Here is a 15,409-nt window from a genome sequence, read left to right on the forward strand (position 1 = left end):
GCTTCGCCATGCGCTTCGATCCGCGTGCCCGTTGGAACCGGCTCCGGCCCCGCTTCGGCGGCCGCCGATGGCACCGGCTGCGCAAGCTGGTCGCCGCCGGCCTGCTGATCACCGCGGCCGTGCTGGCCGCACGCCCGGACGCGGCCCAGCCGCGGGCCGCGCCGCCGCCACCCTCCGCACCCGTCCCCTTCACGGGTGATCTTGCCCTTGCCGCGGTCCCGGTCCGCCTCGCGGACACCGGTGTGGCCGAGTTGCTGACCCCCGGAATGCGGGTCGACGTGATCACCTTCGACGAGTCCGTGGCAGGCAGGAAAGTGCTGGCCAGCATGGCGAGCGTGGTGTCGGTGCGGCCGCCGCCCGCCGCGGCCGGACGTCTCGCGAGCGCGCGGGACGGGCCGCTCGTCGTCCTCTCGTTGCCCGAGGAGACGGCCAGGGAGGTGGCCGCGATGTCACTCCGGAACCCGGTAGCCGTTACCCTCCGTTAGCCGTTTCCGGACGAGAGGAGTGCACATGCTGAAGGGCTTCAAAGACTTCCTGATGCGCGGCAACGTCATCGAGCTGGCGGTCGCGGTCGTCATCGGGACGGCGTTCACCGCGATCGTCACGGCCTTCACCAACGGGCTGATCAAGCCGCTGATCAACGCGATCGGCGGTTCGGACGCCGCGAAGGGCCTGGGGTTCAACGTCCTGCGCGACAACGACTCCACGTTCCTCGACTTCGGAGGCGTGATCAACGCGGCGATCAACTTCGTGATCGTGGCCGCGGTGGTCTACTTCCTGCTGGTCCTGCCGATGAAGAAGATCCAGGAGCGCCGCAAGCGCGGCCAGGAGGAGGGCCCGTCCGAGCCGACGGACGTCGAGCTGCTGACGGAGATCCGCGACCTGCTGCGCCAGCAGAGCGGCTCCAACGGCCAGGTCGGCAGCCGCGCCGAAAGCCGCGACTGAGGCTCGCTCGTGCTCCGGGGCTCCGGTCCCGGAGCAGGCAGTGAGCCGAAGCCCGCCGAGCCGGCGTCGGGCACGTGCAGCCCGTCGCCGCGAGCCCGACCCGCTGGCCAGGCTCCAGGCCCAACCCGATGCGCGCACGCCCGACGCAAGCGCAGGCACGAGCCGACACCCAGGTGGCCCCTGGGGCAACAGCACACGGCCCCACAAGGCACCTACCGGCGCCTTAGTACGGCACCGCGGGCAGCCTGGTTCTGACCGGTAGCCGGTCAAGGCCGCACATCGTCGGCAACCAGCTGCCGCCGCCCGCTGGGCTGACCACTGCCCCTTGGAGAACCCTCTCCCCGGCCTAACCGCCGTGGTGGGGCGGCCGGTTCTCGCGGTACCAGGCGTCCTCGTCGCGGGCCGGGCGTTCCGGCTCGCGCTCGTCGGACGTTGTTTCCGGGAGGACCTCCCCGAAGATCTCGTCCAGCTTGCGCCGGTCGCGGGGAGGCTTGCGCTCCCGGTCCTCCCCGGGCATCAGGACTCGTCGAGCCCGGAGAGCTGGTCGATCACGTACGGCACGAGCGAGGACAACGTCGCCATGCCGTCGCGCACCGCGGCGCGGGAGCCGGCGAGGTTGACCACCAGGGTGCTGCCGGACACGCCGACCAGGCCACGCGAGATGCCGGCGTCGACCGCGCCTGCGGCGAGCCCGGAGGAGCGCAGGGCCTCGCCGATGCCGGGGATGGGCCGGTCGAGCACGCCGATCGTCGCGTCCGGGGTGACGTCGCGCGGCGACACCCCGGTGCCGCCGACGGTGATGACGAGGTCCACACCACCGATGACGGCGGTGTTGAGCGCGTTGCGGATCGCCACGGTGTCGGCGTGCACCAGCACCACGCCGTCCACGATGAAGCCGGCTTCCTCCAGCAGCTCCTGAACCAGGGGGCCCGAGGTGTCCTCATGCTCGCCGTGCGCCGCGCGGTCGTCCACGATCACCACGAGCGCGCGGCCCAGCCGCTGTGCACTGCGTTCCATGAGCACACGGTATCCGGTTGTTACCGACCTTCGACGAGCACGTCGCCACTACTGAGAGGTAGGCCGGGCACGCACGACCGCGCCGTCCCGCCCGAACGCCTCCGACGCAGCCGCGACGCTCCCCGACCCGGCCCGCGGCCGGTTGCCTTCCGCACCAAGCCGCCGTCCGAAGTAGACAATTTCCCGCGACTGGTCGCCGCAGCCCCCAGGGCGACCCCGGCTTGGTCAGCTTCTGCGCCCCATCCCGCGACAAGCGCAAAGAGAAACCGCGCGCGACCGGAAAACATCCAGTCGCACGCGGCTTGGATACCGGCTCAACCCCGTGAGAGCCGGTCAAGTGGTCTCGGCCGCCCCGAGCGGCCGAGCGCCTGTTCATTCCCTCCGACCGCCCCGAGCGGCCGAAACCCATCAACCCCAGCCGCCCGAGCAGCCGATCCCAAAAGCCCCACCACGCGCGCCGTCCGAGCCGGCCACCTCGGGTTGGCCACCACCCCGGCCCGCCCAACCTCCGGCCACCTGGCCGACCGAGCCCTCGTCCGCCCGCTCGCGCGGGAGCGGCCAACTCCTCAGCCCAGCCACCCGAGTCGCCGAGCGCCCCTCAAGCAGCCGGCAGCACTCAGTTCGTCGGCACCGGTTGGCCGCCCAGCGTGACCTGCACCGTGCGGCCATCGCTCAGCGTGAAGGTCACCTTGTCACCCGGAGCGCGGGTTCGCACGGCCGCGATGAGGCCGTCCGCGTCGTTGATGACCAGGTCTTCGACCTTCGTCACGACGTCGCCCTGCTTCAGACCCGCCTGCTCGGCCGGGCTGCCGGACTGCACGCCGGCGATCTGCGCGCCACCCTGCTGCGCGTCGCTGACGTTCGCCCCGATGAACGTCTGCGTCGCCTTTCCGGTGTCGATGATCTCCTGGGCCGTGCGCCGCGCCTGGTTGATCGGGATCGCGAAACCGATGCCGGCGTTCGTGGCCTCCGTCTGGCCCATTCCGCTCGACTGCGGGCTGTAGATGGCCGAGTTGATGCCAATCACCTGGCCCGACAGGTTCGCCAGCGGGCCACCCGAGTTGCCCGGGTTGATCGCCGCGTCGGTTTGGATCGCGCTCATCACGGTCGTCTGGTCGCCCTCGCTGCCACCGGCCCGCACCGGGCGGTGCAGCGCGCTCACGATGCCTGAGGTGACCGTCCCGGCCAGCTCGAACGGCGACCCGATCGCCACCACCGACTGGCCCACGTTCAGGTCGTCGGAGTTGCCGAGCGCCACCGGCGTCAGGTTCTTCACCCCGTCGACCTTCACGACCGCGATGTCCGTCGTCGGGTCGCGGCCGACGATCGACGCGGCCGCCTTGGTGCCGTCCTGGAACACCGCCTGGATCGACCCGCCCTCCGCGGCGACCTCGACGACGTGGTTGTTGGTCAGGATGTAGCCGTCCGTGGACAACACGAACCCGGAGCCCTCACCCTGCCCGCTCCGGCCGGACACCTGCAGCTCCACCACGCTCGGCGACAGCTTCTGCGCCACCGCCTCGACCGAACCCTCCGGCGCGGTCGCCGTCTGCTGCGCCGGCACCGGCTGGTCGAGCGCGTTGTACGACGCGCCGCTCCCGCTGTTCTGCGCGGTCAGGTACCCCCCGGCGGCACCCGCTCCGCCCCCGACGATCAACGCCAGCACGGCGACCCCGGCCACGAGCTTGCCCGGGCCACGACGCTGCTGCGGCACGGCCGGCGCGGGCATCGTCGCGGTCGCGTACGGCGACTGCTGCTGCGCGCCCGGCGGCGTCCACGGGTACCCGCCGGCGGACTGCCCCGCCTGCTGCGGCCCGGTCCCCTGCCCGGCCGGCTGCTGCCCCGTCTGCGCGTACGCGCTCTGCTCGTGCCCCCCGGCCTGCCCCGGCTGGGCGGCGTGCGACTGCTGCTGCGCGGCTCCCTGCGCCGACCACGGACTCGGCTGCTGCTGCGGCCCCGAGCCGAGCGGCGTTCCGCGCGGTGGCGTCTTCGCGTCCTCCGGCGACTGCTGCGCGCCGGGCTCCCGCTGGGCACCGCCGTCGTGCGGTGCGCTGGGGTCGTTCTCGGTCATGTCCCTACCATGCGTGTCGGTCCTGAGAGCGGGCTGAGCCCAGCCTGAGGGTCACGCATGAGTATGCCGCCGGACTCAGCCCACCGCGCGGAGACGTTCCGCGATCTGCTCCGGCGTGGCGTCGTTGATCCACACCGCCTCGCCCGATTCAGACCCGGCCAGGTACTTCAGCTTGTCCGGCGCGCGCAGGATCGAGAACAGTTCGAGGTGCAGCCAGCCCAGCTCGCGGTCGATCCGGACGGGCGCCTGGTGCCAGCCGGCGATGTAGGGCAGCGGCCGGTTGTAGAGCCCGTCGCAGCGGCGCAGCACGTCGAGGTAGACCTCGGCGAAGTCGTCCCGCTCGGCGGCGGTCAGCGCCGGGATGTCGGGCACCTGGCGGTGCGGCACGACCTGCACGTGCACCGGCCACCGCGCCGCGGGCGGGACGAACGCGGTCCAGTACTGCCCCTCCGCGATCACGCGCGTCCCGGCCTTGCGCTCGGCGGCCAGCACGTCGCCGAGCACCGGGCGGCCGTGCTCCTCCTGGTATGCGCGGGCCACGTCGAGCATGCGACGCGTCTTCGGCGTGACGAACGGGTAGCCGTAGATCTGGCCGTGCGGGTGGTGCAGCGTCACGCCGATCTCCTCGCCCCGGTTCTCGAACGGGAAGACCTGCTCCAGCCCGTCGATCTCGGACAGCGCGGCCGTCCGGTCCGCCCAGGCGTCGACGACCGTGCGCACGCGGGACGGGCTCAGCCCCGCGAAGGATCCGTTGTGGTCACTGGTGAAGCAGACGACCTCGCAGCGTCCCTTGCCCGGCGCGGTCCGCACGAGACCCAGACCGTCCAGTGTGGACGACTCGCCGGTGGCGCCCTCCTCGAAGGAGGGGAAGCGGTTCTCGAACACGACGACGTCGTAGTCGGCCTCGGGGATCTCGCTCGGCTTGCCCGGCTTGCTCGGGCACAGCGGGCACAGGTCGGCAGGCGGCTTGTAGGTGCGGGTCTGCCGGTGCGCGGCCATCGCGACCCACTCGCCGGTCAGCGGGTCGAGGCGGATCTCCGAGCTGGCGGCCACCGCCGGCAGGTCGCGCGTGTCCTCCGCCGTGCGGGGCGGCGTGTTCTCGCCCTCGTCGAAGTAGATGATCTCCCTGCCGTCGGCAAGGTGGCGAAGGGTCCGCCTCACTCTTCCTCCGTGTCGTCGTTGACGGGTGCGACCTCGAGGTCACCCACATGCTCTGCCAAGACGGTGCGCGCCGCCTCGCCAAGGCCGTCGTCGGTCACCACGACGTGCGCCTCGTCCAGTTCGGCGATGGTGGAGATGCCGACGACGCCCCACTTGGACGAGTCGGCGAGCACGACCAGCCGCCGCCCGGACTCGACCAGCGCGCGGTCGGTCTCGCTCTCGGTCAGGTTCGGCGTGGTGAAGCCCGCCCCCTCGGCCATCCCGTGCACGCCGAGGAACACCTGGTCGAGGTGCAGGCGGCGCAGGCTGTGCACGGCGACGGGGCCGACCAGCGCGTCGGACGGCGTGCGGACGCCGCCGGTGAGCACGACCGTGCGGTCCGGCGCGGACGACGCGCGCAGCACATCGGCGACCTGGATCGAGTTGGTGACGATCGTCAGCCCCGGCACTCCGTCCAGCGCGCGGGCGAGCGTCCACGTGGTGGTGCCCGCGGACAGGCCGATCGCGGTGCCCGGCTGGACCAGCTCGGCCGCGCGGCTCGCGATGGCCTCCTTCTGCGCCCGCTGCCGCACCGACTTGGCCTCGAACCCGGGCTCCTCGGTGCTGGGGCCGAGGACGGCGGTCGCGCCGCCGTACACCTTCTCCACCAGACCGCGGCCGGCGAGCACGTCCAGGTCGCGGCGGATGGTCATGTCGGACACGCCGAGCCTGCCGACCAGGTCGCTCACGCGCACCGCGCCGTTCCGCCGCGCCTCTTCGAGGATCATCGCCTGCCGCTGACGCGCCAGCACCATCGCTCCTATCGCCCACCAACTACACAAAATCCTACACGAATCAACACGCACAGGAGGTTGTGGTTCAGCCGGGCATCCCGGGCAGGCGCAGGCTCAGCAGGGCGCCGCCCTCCGGGGCGCGGCCGGCGTACGCGGTGCCGCCGTGGCGTTCGGCGGCCTGTTTGACGATCGCCAGCCCGAGGCCGGAGCCGGGCAGGGTGCGGGCCTCGGACGAGCGGTAGAAGCGGTCGAACACGCGCGGCAGGTCCTCGTCGGCGATGCCCGGCCCGGAGTCGGCCACCTCGATGACCGCGGTGCCGTCGCCGAGCGGGTACATCCGCACGCCGACGCGCGAGTGCGGCGGCGAGAACTTGACCGCGTTGTCCAGCAGGTTCAGCACCGCGCGTTCGAGGGCGCCGGCGTCGCCGATGACGTGCCACGGCTGGAGCGCGACGTCGAACTCGATCTCCCCGGCCCGGCGGCGGGCGCGGTCGAGCGCGCGTTCCACGACCTCGACCATCTCGACGCGTTCGAACGCGGTGCGCGGCTCGTCCTGGCGGGCCAGCTCGACGAGGTCGCCGATGAGCTGGGTCAGCTCGTCCAGCTGCGCCTTGATGTCGGTCTCGATCTCCGCGCGGTCCTTCTCCGACAGCGTCGGTGCCCCGGAGCGGCTGGCGGACAGCAGCAGCTCCAGGTTGGTGCGCAAGGAGGTCAGCGGCGTGCGCAGCTCGTGGCCTGCGTCGGCGACGAGCTGCCGCTGCCGGTCCTGCGACTCGGCTACGGCGCCGAGCATCGTGTTGAAGCTGTGCGTCAGCCGGGCCAGCTCGTCGTCGCCGCTGATCGGGATCGGGCGCAGGTCGCCGGTCCGGGCGATGTGCTCGGTCGCCGACGTCAGCCGTTCCACCGGCCGCAGCCCCGTGCGGGCCACGGCCGTGCCGGCGAGCGCGGCTACCACGATCCCGCCACCGCCGATCAGCGCGAGGACCACTGCCAGCTCACGCAGGGTCTGTTTGGTCGCGTCGAGTGGTTGTGACAGGACGAGCGCCACGCCCGGCTGGTAGCGGTAGGGCACGGCGAGCACGCGCGAGTCGGTGTTCTGGTCGGTGCGGATCGACGACGGCTTCTGGCCGCTGGCGACCTCGCGCTCGTCCAGCCCGATCGGCGGCCGCATCGACGGCTCCGACTCGAACGCGGACGAGCCGTCGGCGACGATCAGGTCGAACCGCACGTCGACCAGCCGCGTGATGTAGGTGGGGATGCGCAGGCCACCGGTCTGCACGACCTGCGGGTCGTTGATCACGCTGTTCGCCTGCTGGATCAGCTCGTCGTCGACCTGCTGGTACAGGTTGTTGTAGACCGTGATGTAGGCGCCGAGCGAGACCAGCGCCAGCACCCCCGCCACGCACGCCGCGGCCAGCAGCGTGACGCGTGCCCGCAGCGACACCCTCCGGGGGGCGGGGCCGCCTCCGTTGTCGACGCGGATCACGGGCACCGGTTCGGTCACGACATGGCTCACGGCGGGGTTTCCCGGAGGACGTACCCGACGCCGCGGACGGTGTGGATCAGGCGCGGCTCGCCACCGGCCTCGGTTTTGCGGCGCAGGTAGCCGACGTAGACCTCCAGCGCGTTGCCCGAGGTCGGGAAGTCGTAGCCCCACACCTCCTCGAGGATGCGGCCGCGAGTCAGCACGTGCTTCGGGTACGACATGAACAGTTCGAGCAGCGCGAACTCGGTGCGGGTGAGGCTGATGTCGCGCTCGCCGCGGCGGACCTCGCGGGTGCCCGGGTCGAGGGTCAGGTCGGCGAAGGTGAGTTTCTCGGCGTCCGGCGGCGTCTGGGCCTCGCGGGAGGCGCGGCGCAGGAGCGCGCGGAGGCGGGCGAGGAGCTCCTCCAGCGCGAAGGGCTTCGGGAGGTAGTCGTCGGCGCCCGCGTCCAGGCCGGAGACGCGGTCGGAGACCGTGTCCCGGGCGGTGAGCACGAGGATCGGCAGGTCGTCGCCGGTGCTGCGCAGGCGGCGGGCCACCTCCAGCCCGTCGAGTCTGGGCATCATGACGTCGAGGATCATGGCGTCCGGCCGGTCGGCGATGACGCGCTCCAGCGCCTGGGCGCCATCGCCGGCGAGCTCCACCTGGTAGCCGTTGAACTCCAGCGACCGGCGGAGCGACTCCCGGACGGCCCGATCGTCGTCGACAACGAGAATGCGCATGTAGACAGTGTTGCGGACGGTGCTGAGACCCGCCTAAGAAGTCACTGGTCCAGCAGCCCGCCGCGGTAGGCGAGCAGGGCGGCCTGGACGCGGTTCGCGGCGCCGATCTTGGACAGGACCGCGGAGACGTAGCCCTTGACGGTGGCCTCGGACAGGTGGAGTTTGCCGCCGATCTCGGCGTTGGACAGGCCCTGACCGATGAGACCGACCACTTCGCGCTCGCGGTCGGAAAGTGAGGCGAGCAACTTGCGCGCGGGCTGCGCGGCGCGTTGCCCTTCGCGGTGGGCGCGCACCATCCGCGCCGCGACGCCCGGATCGAGGACGGCGCCACCACGCGCGAGGTCGCGGACCGCGCGCAGCAGAGCGGCGGGCTCGATGTCCTTGAGCAGGAAGCCGTTCGCGCCGAGCCGGAGGGCCAGGCTGACGTACTCGTCCATGTCGAAGGTGGTCAGCATCGCGGCGGCGGGCGGGCTGGGCAGTTCGAGGATCGCGCGGAGGGCGCGGATGCCGTCGTCGGGGGCGCGCATCTTGATGTCGAGCAGGACGACGTCCGGGTGCAACCGACGGGCGGTTTCCACTGCCGAGCGCCCGTCGTTCGCCTCACCGACCACCTCGATGTCCGGCGCGCCCGCCATCATGCCGCGCAGGCTGGAGCGCACGAGATCCTCGTCGTCAGCGAACATGAGCTTGATCAACCTAAGCCCTCCGAACGGTCGGTGGAGCGGGGTTTCCGCGTCCCGGTCACGGAAGGTTACCCACTGGTAGCGCCGACGTCGATACGCTGATCACCCGGGGCGGTTGCGCCTTTCGTCGGTTGATCGGTGCCCGCTCCAGTGCGAGGCATAGGTCACGCTCATGGCCGACTGACGAACCCGCTAGTCTGGGACCGCCAGCCCTCGTAGCTCAGGGGATAGAGCACCGCTCTCCTAAAGCGGGTGTCGCAGGTTCGAATCCTGCCGGGGGCACAAAGCCCCTGGTAGAGCCATTGACCAGGGGCTTTGTGCTGCGCCTCCCCATGCTTAACCCTCGTTTTTGGGCTTCTCGGCAGGGGGACGAACCGCCAAGGCGGGGCCAGCGCTCTCCCCCACGACCCCGCGCTCCATGTAGTCCTCCTGGGTCGTGCTGATCCGCTCATGGCCCAGGTAGTCGGCGATCTCTCGCGCGGTCAGGCCCGCTGAGTCGAGCACGCCCGCCACGTAGTGCCGGAAGTCGTGCGGGTGCAGCCCCTTGAACGGCGTCCCCGCTACTACGGCACGGATCCGAGATCGGGTGTTGTCCGGGTCCCGCAGTGTGCCGGTCGCCGAGGGAAACACCCACGGCGAATCCGACTCCGCGTAACGCCGCTTGAGGATGTCGAAGACCCAAGTAGGCGGGCGGACGGTCCGCATGCCTGCCCGGCTCTTGGTGTGGTCCTGGACGAACAACCCCTTGCCGGTCACGCGGATGACCGTGCCGTGGAAGCGAACGGTGCCGGCCTCGAAGTCGATCGACGTCCTCCAGTCGAGCGCCAGCAGCTCGCCTATCCGGCAACCGAGACCGGACAGGACGTCGACGATGTCCACGAGATCCCAGCGTTGCGCCTCCTCGGAAACGTGGAAGACGCCGAGAACGCGGCTGATGGTCTTGTCGTTGACCAGGCGTTCCTTCTTGCGGTTCTTCTTGCCCAGGCTCTCGATCTCCCGCACGGGGTTCTTGTCCAGGGCGTCGTGTCGGACCACGAGCGCGAAGATCCCCGACAAGACGACCTTGGTGTGGGATGCCGCTCCCCTGCCGTGCCGGTCGCGGACCGTCGTGATTACCCGGTTGACGGTCGAGACACGCACGTCCCCGACCCGCAGCTCGCCGATGGCATCCCGGAGGTAGCGGTTCCATGTATCGCGATACTCGCGCTTCGTCCGAGCCGCCTTGTCCGACTCGTCGACGTCCCGGAGCCACATCTCCGCGGCAACGTGCACCTTCGTCTCACGCTTGATCTCGCCGTCCGATGAGCGCCGTGCGCGGTCCCGCAACGCTTCCAGCAGGTTGTTCGCCGCCTTGGCCTTGGTCTCGCCGACTCGTTCGACCGGCCGGGTCACGCCGTCGAAGTCCTTGTAGTTGGCGATGGCGCGCCAGGTGCGGTCGCCGATCTTGTAGGTCCGAATTTTGCCCCAAGTGCCGAGCGGCAGCGGTGGCCGGCCCATCACGCGGCTCCCTGCTGCTCGATCCAGGCGTCCACGTCCTCCTGGCGGTAGCGGACGTACTTGCCCATGCGGATGCCATCCGGGCCGTAGCCCTTGCTGCGCCACTGGTAGAGGGTGCCTTTGGGGATGCCGAGGTAGTCGGACAAGTCCTCGATGGACAGGAGCTTGCGGGTCATGGCTGGTCCTCCTTTTTGGTCGCACGGTTGTTGCGTTTGCGCTGGTAGATGGCTTCGGCGAGTTCGCGTTCTGCGTCGTCGGCGTGGCCGTTGCCGGTGTAATTCCAGTGGTTGATCACGACGACGGAGCCGGGTTCGACGCCGAGGGCTTCCAGCGCCGCGTGGTGCTGGAAGGTGCGGCGGTCGCCGCGGAGCTGGGTGAAGGTGAGCGAGTAGCGCTGGCTCTTGGTCAGGAAGTGGCCGCGGAAGCCGAGCATGTGTGCCCAGCGGCGCAGGAACGTGAGGGCTTCGTTGCCGCCGAGTTGCCAGGCTGCGCGGATCATCCGCTTGTGATGGGGGTGCACGTTGAGGTGCTCGATGTGGCGTTCGGAATGCACCCGCCGGTCGGGGGTCTCGCTGGTGGAGGTGCCCTTGGTGGCGTACTTAGCGATGTAGCCGGCCAGCGCCTGATCGCTGAGGTTGCCGTGCCCGTCCTCGACCTCACCGGGCCGGTGGATCACCCGGACGTCGAGTTGCTGGCCCCAGGTGAAGGTGTGCTCTTCGGTTCGGCCGTCGAGGTCGAGGGTCTTGGTGACCTGCGCGGTCTGGGCGGCGGCGCGGACGGCGTGCTCGAGCAGGTCGGTGTCGGCCCAGTCCGGGGCCGGGTCGTGCGGTCCCTCGGGGCCGTCGAGGCGGATGACGGCGTGGAAGTGGACGAGCCCGCGGCGCTGGTATTCGGCGACCTTGGCGTAGGACAGCCGGGCGTGCTGCGGGAAGTCCTTGACCCGGAGCCCGGCGGCGGTGGCGAGTTCGCGGCGCAGCCGGATGGTGAAGCGGTGCCACAGTTCCCCGGCGTGGCCCTGCCAGAGCACCGCGCCGCGGTAGTCGTAGGCGTCGGGGTCGATCGCGGTGCCCAGGCGCGGGTCGTCGGGGTGGTGGAAGGTGCCGCACGAGCACGGCCGCGGCTTGCCGTGCCGGGTTGTCGGCCGGGTGTGCACCGCGCCGAAACTGGGAGCGGTCAGGGTGACGAACAGGCGCGGCTTGTCGGCCACGGCGGCGGGAATGGTCTTGCCTCCGGCGACTCCGGCGCGGATGAGCTGGAAGGCGTCTCCGGCGTAGCAGTCGGAGCAGGCCGGGCAGACCGAGGCGCGGCGGTTGCCGCAGGGGGCGTAGATCGTCCCGGCGTGCCGGTCGAGCACGGTGCCGGTGGCGCGGTCGATGAGCTTGCGGTAGCCGGAGAGGTGGACAGGTTTGAGGCATCCGCCGGTGGCCTCGACCCGTGCCCGCCAGCGCCGGTAGTCGGGGGCGGTGAGCCGCTGCTGGATGCGGGCGGCGAGGTCGAGGTTGAGGGATGCGAGGGGCATGGACAGCCTCCAAGGGGACGTGCAGGCGTGAGAAAGGGCGGGCCAGCGCGGCGGTTGGTGCCGGTGGCCCGCCCTTCGTGGTGCGTGGCGCGGTTAGCGCCGAGCGGGTGGGGTAGTGATCTTGTGGCTTTCGGGGGCCAAACAGTGCGCCCCCGGAAGCCCCTGGTCATGTGGTGACGGGGTGGTGGTTGACGCGGGTGTTCAGCTCGTCGAGCAGGGCGGTGACCATCGCGTCGGGAAGTTTCACTGCGGCAGCGAGGTCATCGGCGGTGACGTGGCGGCCCGCGGCGTGCGCGGTCTCGGTGGTGCGGGTAACGGTGTCGCGGACTCCGGCCGGCAGTTTCGCCAGCGTCGAACCCCGCTCCAGTCCAGATGCCGGGGGCGGAGCCGGTGATGTGGACGTGGCCGGTGCCGCCGGGGTTTCAGGCGCGGCGTCCGCAGGTGCGCGGCGCATGAGGAGCTTCACCACCACCAGGAAGCCCAGAGCGGGCATCGCGGCGAGCAGCCAGCCGCCAGGGGTCGGTTCGGCCAGGGCGACCTGGGCGGTCATCTGAATCCCGAACCCGGCCACCAGGACGACCATCGGGAAGGTGAGAAACCGGGTGTTGCCACGTTGGTGGTCGCGGCGGACCTCGAACCCGGCCACGATGGCGATGCCCTCGATGACCACGGCGTCGGCCCAGGCGAGCCAGCCGGTTTGTCCGTGGTGGACGGCCCAGTCGTGGGTGTGGGTGAACCCGGCAGCCGCGCCGATTCCGCCCAGCACCACGGTAACCAACACCCGCACCACGTCCACCAGCCGAGTGCCGGTTCCCCGCAGGGTGTCCACCTTGGACACGGCTTTCTCCTTCCGTTAATAGGGTTTGAGCGCGGACCAGCGGGAGAGCAGGTTCCGTCCCTGCCGCGTGAGCCGCAGCGGGGACACCGGACGCCGGACGACACCGTGCAGGCAGGAGACCGTGTCGCGGGCTGGACTACGTTCGACGTAGCGGCTCTGCATGAGCGCGTGCACGGTGTCTTCGTCGGTGGCGATGCGTACGCGGTCGGTGTCCTCGAACAGCACCACCCGGTCGGAGTCATCGAGCAGCCCGTAGCGGCCGTCCTGAACCTCGGCCAAAACGTCCTGAGCCAGCGCCGGGGTGATGACTGACTTTGAGTGCTTACGCGGCCGCGGCGGCGGACACAGCCGGGAGGAAGCAGGAGTACCGGCGGCAGGTGCGGTGAATAGCCCGGACTCGTCCTCCATCACGGCCTCCGGTCCGGTCGACCGGTGAGCCATTCGTTGACTTCGTGCCGGTAGCCGGTGCCGTGTGCCCGCCACTCCCGGTACAGCCCGACGGTGATCACGGCCCAGGTCACGAGCGTGATAGCGGCGGCGAGGGCGAAGCCCCAGAAGCTGTGGATCACCGCCCGCTCGATGAGCAGGGCGAGGAAGGCGAGGCCGGTCATTTTGGTCCAGGACCACACGAACCGCAGGGTCAGCATCAGGCCACCACCCGCAGCTCAGCACCGCGCCATCCGGCCCGCACGAACTCGACCAGCTCGTCCAGTTCGCGGTCATCGACGTAGGCAGCGCGCACGCGCATGGGGACGCGGGAGCGCTGCCTGATGACGTAGCCGATCCCCGACGTTTCCGGGGCGTTCGGGATCTCATCGGCCAGCGCACCGCGAAGGCGGGCGTTCTCGCCGAGCACCATGTCCACGTGTGCCGCGGACGTGACCCGCAGGCACACCCGGGTGGTGAACAGGTCTCGCACCGGCACGGTGTCCTTAGTGGGTTCCTGCACCAGTCCGACCATCGAGTGCCCGGTTGCACGGCCCTGAGAGCCGACAAGGGCGAGTTGCCGTTTCAGGCCGCGGGCGGCGGAGGCGTCGCCATAGGCGAGCAGTGCGCCCATCTCGTCGAGGATCAGCAGGTTCAGCGGCGTGACCGAGGAGGGCGCGATCTTGCGCTTGCCCTGGTCAGCCAGGCTGCGTTGAGTGGTCTGCATGTCAGCCACGTACTCCTCGACCAGCTCCGCGCAGTCGCCCTCCTCGCAGGCGTAGCGGTAGGCGATGCCGGCGAGCTTCGCGAACTCCATCTGCTTGGGATCGCAGATCCACAGCCTGACCGCGCCGTCCCGGATCAGCGGTGCCAGCCCGCGGAGTAGGGCGTTGACCACCGAATTCTTGCCCGCCCCGGTCGCGCCCGCGACGAACAGGTGCTGCCCCAGCGCGGACAACCGCCAGTCGCCGCCGTACTCGGTCTCGCCGACGTAGAGGTTGGTCAGCTCGATCGCGTCGGAGTCGTAGACCATCTCCGGGGCCTCGATGACCTCGGTGAACGGCTCCGACCGCTCGACCACCAGCGCGATCACCCGGGGCTTGACCCGCTCGATCGCGATCCGCTCGACCTTGAGCGCCTCGGTCAACTCGGGAAGCTTGGCCTCGAACTGCCGGAGATGCTGCCCGGGGTGGAGCTTGACGTAGAGGGTGTCCACGCTCGGGGAGTAGGAGCGAATGCGAACCAGCCGGGGCACGTGAAGTTCACCGGTCTTGCGGTTGGTGGTGAACAGGTCGCAGGCGATCAGGGCGTTGCGCCAGCGTGGCCCCAGATAAGTGATCCACCGGCGACGCCACGCCCGCATCCGTGGTGCGGCGAACCGGTCGAAGCTGTCCGGATGCGCGCGATACCACGCACACAGACCCGCCGCGGTGCCGCCGAGGATGCCGCCAGTGGCGGTCCAGCCCAGTTCGAGCCCGGCAGTGGTGACGGCAGCGGGGGTAAGGACGCTGCCGGGGTGCCGGCCGAGCCAGGCGGCGGCCTTGACCTCTGCGCCCTTGGTGCGCTTGGAGAATTCCGAAGCCATGATGTTCCTTCCGAGAAACGAAAGGACCGGCCCGGCCACCCGTGTCGAGGTGGTCAGGCCGGTCCTGCGGCGGTTGCTGTTCGGTCAGTCCTTGATCGCGGAGCGGGAGTCGGAGAGCGAGACGGTCAGCTTGGCGACGGCTTTGGCCATGCGGTCGTGGTGGCCCTTGAAGCCCTCCCGTCGCACCGGAATGCCCTTGATCGCCTGCCGGAGCTGCCGCATCGCGGCGTCCACCGCATCCAGCGCCCGGTCCACCTGATGCCCTGCCATTGCTCAGACCCTCCAATCGCGCGAGACCAGCTCGGTCTCGTACTTCTTGGCCGCCGTCCGGAGGCGCTCCAGCTCATCGGTGGCTTGAGTGCGGTAGCCCTTGAGTTCGTCCTGAGTAGCGACGGTCCAGCCGGACCCAGCGTGCTTGTCGTCGACCTTCTCGATCAGGCCGGTCAGGTCCTCCAGCGCTTCCAGCACCAGGTCCATCGCGACCACGAAGCTGCCGTACCGTTCCCGAGCGCGCCGGTTGATCGCGTCGATCTGCATCAGTTCCCCTTTCCTGCCGCATACTCCGCTGCCGAGGTCAGGTCAGCCACGAGGAATCGCACCGCGTTACCTACCGTCACCCGCGTTTCCTGGTCCGGTCGACTTGCCGCGAACTTCTCGTAGGCCGCGGTCGCCGCTGCGATGATGTTTTG

The 15,409-nt window shown here is 70.4% G+C and carries 19 protein-coding genes and 1 tRNA gene; 3 read left to right on the plus strand and 17 right to left on the minus strand.

The genetic code is table 11. The features are described 5' to 3' along the window. Window positions 1-8: 8 nt before the first annotated feature. Window positions 9-485: a hypothetical protein gene (locus ABZ215_RS22010; RefSeq protein ID WP_354951218.1), complete on the plus strand. Its 477-nt coding sequence runs from the start codon at window positions 9-11 to the stop codon at window positions 483-485. Window positions 486-510: 25 nt separating this feature from the next. Next, window positions 511-945 carry a large-conductance mechanosensitive channel protein MscL gene (mscL, locus tag ABZ215_RS22015; protein ID WP_017984987.1) on the plus strand — a complete coding sequence of 145 codons (435 nt, stop codon included), beginning with the start codon at window positions 511-513 and terminating at the stop codon, window positions 943-945. Between the two features lie 346 nt (window positions 946-1,291). Here the strand turns inward: mscL and ABZ215_RS22020 are convergent, their stop codons facing one another. From ABZ215_RS22020 to ABZ215_RS22055, 8 genes are all read right to left on the minus strand, one after another. Next, window positions 1,292-1,462 carry a hypothetical protein gene (locus ABZ215_RS22020; RefSeq protein ID WP_020421608.1) on the minus strand — a complete coding sequence of 57 codons (171 nt, stop codon included), beginning with the start codon at window positions 1,460-1,462 and terminating at the stop codon, window positions 1,292-1,294. Then, a complete protein-coding gene (locus ABZ215_RS22025; RefSeq protein WP_017984989.1) occupies window positions 1,462-1,962 on the minus strand; it encodes a molybdenum cofactor biosynthesis protein B in 501 nt (166 codons plus the stop codon). The genes ABZ215_RS22020 and ABZ215_RS22025 overlap by 1 nt, the downstream gene beginning before the upstream one ends. Before the next feature lie 616 nt (window positions 1,963-2,578). Next, entirely contained in the window at window positions 2,579-4,033 is a 1,455-nt protein-coding gene (locus ABZ215_RS22030) for a trypsin-like peptidase domain-containing protein (protein ID WP_020421609.1), read from the minus strand. Between the two features lie 75 nt (window positions 4,034-4,108). Continuing rightward, on the minus strand, window positions 4,109-5,194 hold the full coding sequence (gene galT, locus ABZ215_RS22035; RefSeq protein WP_354951221.1) for a galactose-1-phosphate uridylyltransferase: 1,086 nt from the start codon (window positions 5,192-5,194) through the stop codon (window positions 4,109-4,111). After that, on the minus strand, window positions 5,191-5,988 hold the full coding sequence (locus ABZ215_RS22040; protein WP_020421611.1) for a DeoR/GlpR family DNA-binding transcription regulator: 798 nt from the start codon (window positions 5,986-5,988) through the stop codon (window positions 5,191-5,193). Before ABZ215_RS22040 ends, galT begins: the two co-directional genes overlap by 4 nt. A 64-nt stretch (window positions 5,989-6,052) precedes the next feature. Continuing rightward, window positions 6,053-7,471, minus strand: coding sequence for a HAMP domain-containing sensor histidine kinase (locus ABZ215_RS22045; protein ID WP_354951236.1), 1,419 nt, complete (start codon window positions 7,469-7,471; stop codon window positions 6,053-6,055). 8 nt (window positions 7,472-7,479) lie between these two features. Beyond that, window positions 7,480-8,172: a response regulator transcription factor gene (locus tag ABZ215_RS22050; protein WP_020421613.1), complete on the minus strand. Its 693-nt coding sequence runs from the start codon at window positions 8,170-8,172 to the stop codon at window positions 7,480-7,482. A gap of 41 nt (window positions 8,173-8,213) precedes the next feature. Further along, window positions 8,214-8,867: a response regulator transcription factor gene (locus ABZ215_RS22055; RefSeq protein ID WP_017984995.1), complete on the minus strand. Its 654-nt coding sequence runs from the start codon at window positions 8,865-8,867 to the stop codon at window positions 8,214-8,216. 197 nt (window positions 8,868-9,064) lie between these two features. Here ABZ215_RS22055 and ABZ215_RS22060 point away from each other — a divergent pair. Beyond that, window positions 9,065-9,137: transfer RNA gene (locus ABZ215_RS22060), tRNA-Arg, on the plus strand. Between the two features lie 54 nt (window positions 9,138-9,191). Here ABZ215_RS22060 and ABZ215_RS22065 read toward each other — a convergent pair. The 9 genes from ABZ215_RS22065 to ABZ215_RS22105 all read right to left on the minus strand — a co-directional run bounded on the left by ABZ215_RS22065 (window position 9,192) and on the right by ABZ215_RS22105 (window position 15,257). Further along, window positions 9,192-10,352 (minus strand): tyrosine-type recombinase/integrase, encoded by a 1,161-nt coding sequence (locus ABZ215_RS22065; protein ID WP_354951223.1) that lies wholly within the window; start codon window positions 10,350-10,352, stop codon window positions 9,192-9,194. Continuing rightward, a complete protein-coding gene (locus ABZ215_RS22070) occupies window positions 10,352-10,528 on the minus strand; it encodes a helix-turn-helix domain-containing protein (protein WP_020416502.1) in 177 nt (58 codons plus the stop codon). The genes ABZ215_RS22065 and ABZ215_RS22070 overlap by 1 nt, the downstream gene beginning before the upstream one ends. After that, window positions 10,525-11,871 carry a replication initiator gene (locus ABZ215_RS22075; protein WP_354951225.1) on the minus strand — a complete coding sequence of 449 codons (1,347 nt, stop codon included), beginning with the start codon at window positions 11,869-11,871 and terminating at the stop codon, window positions 10,525-10,527. The genes ABZ215_RS22070 and ABZ215_RS22075 overlap by 4 nt, the downstream gene beginning before the upstream one ends. Before the next feature lie 166 nt (window positions 11,872-12,037). After that, a complete protein-coding gene (locus ABZ215_RS22080; protein ID WP_354951227.1) occupies window positions 12,038-12,709 on the minus strand; it encodes a DUF2637 domain-containing protein in 672 nt (223 codons plus the stop codon). A 15-nt stretch (window positions 12,710-12,724) separates the two neighbouring features. Beyond that, window positions 12,725-13,117 carry a hypothetical protein gene (locus ABZ215_RS22085; protein ID WP_354951229.1) on the minus strand — a complete coding sequence of 131 codons (393 nt, stop codon included), beginning with the start codon at window positions 13,115-13,117 and terminating at the stop codon, window positions 12,725-12,727. Continuing rightward, the gene (locus ABZ215_RS22090) at window positions 13,117-13,356 is read right to left on the minus strand and encodes a hypothetical protein (protein ID WP_094004495.1); all 240 of its coding nucleotides are present in this window, start codon (window positions 13,354-13,356) and stop codon (window positions 13,117-13,119) included. The genes ABZ215_RS22085 and ABZ215_RS22090 overlap by 1 nt, the downstream gene beginning before the upstream one ends. Further along, window positions 13,356-14,720: an FtsK/SpoIIIE domain-containing protein gene (locus ABZ215_RS22095; protein WP_354951238.1), complete on the minus strand. Its 1,365-nt coding sequence runs from the start codon at window positions 14,718-14,720 to the stop codon at window positions 13,356-13,358. Before ABZ215_RS22095 ends, ABZ215_RS22090 begins: the two co-directional genes overlap by 1 nt. 84 nt (window positions 14,721-14,804) lie before the next feature. After that, on the minus strand, window positions 14,805-14,990 hold the full coding sequence (locus ABZ215_RS22100; protein ID WP_027932935.1) for a hypothetical protein: 186 nt from the start codon (window positions 14,988-14,990) through the stop codon (window positions 14,805-14,807). A 3-nt stretch (window positions 14,991-14,993) separates the two neighbouring features. Further along, the gene (locus ABZ215_RS22105; RefSeq protein WP_354951232.1) at window positions 14,994-15,257 is read right to left on the minus strand and encodes a hypothetical protein; all 264 of its coding nucleotides are present in this window, start codon (window positions 15,255-15,257) and stop codon (window positions 14,994-14,996) included. Window positions 15,258-15,409 lie beyond the last annotated feature (152 nt).

This window comes from Amycolatopsis sp. NPDC006131 (assembly GCF_040614175.1).
GTDB classification, from domain to species: Bacteria; Actinomycetota; Actinomycetes; order Mycobacteriales; family Pseudonocardiaceae; genus Amycolatopsis_E; species Amycolatopsis_E tucumanensis.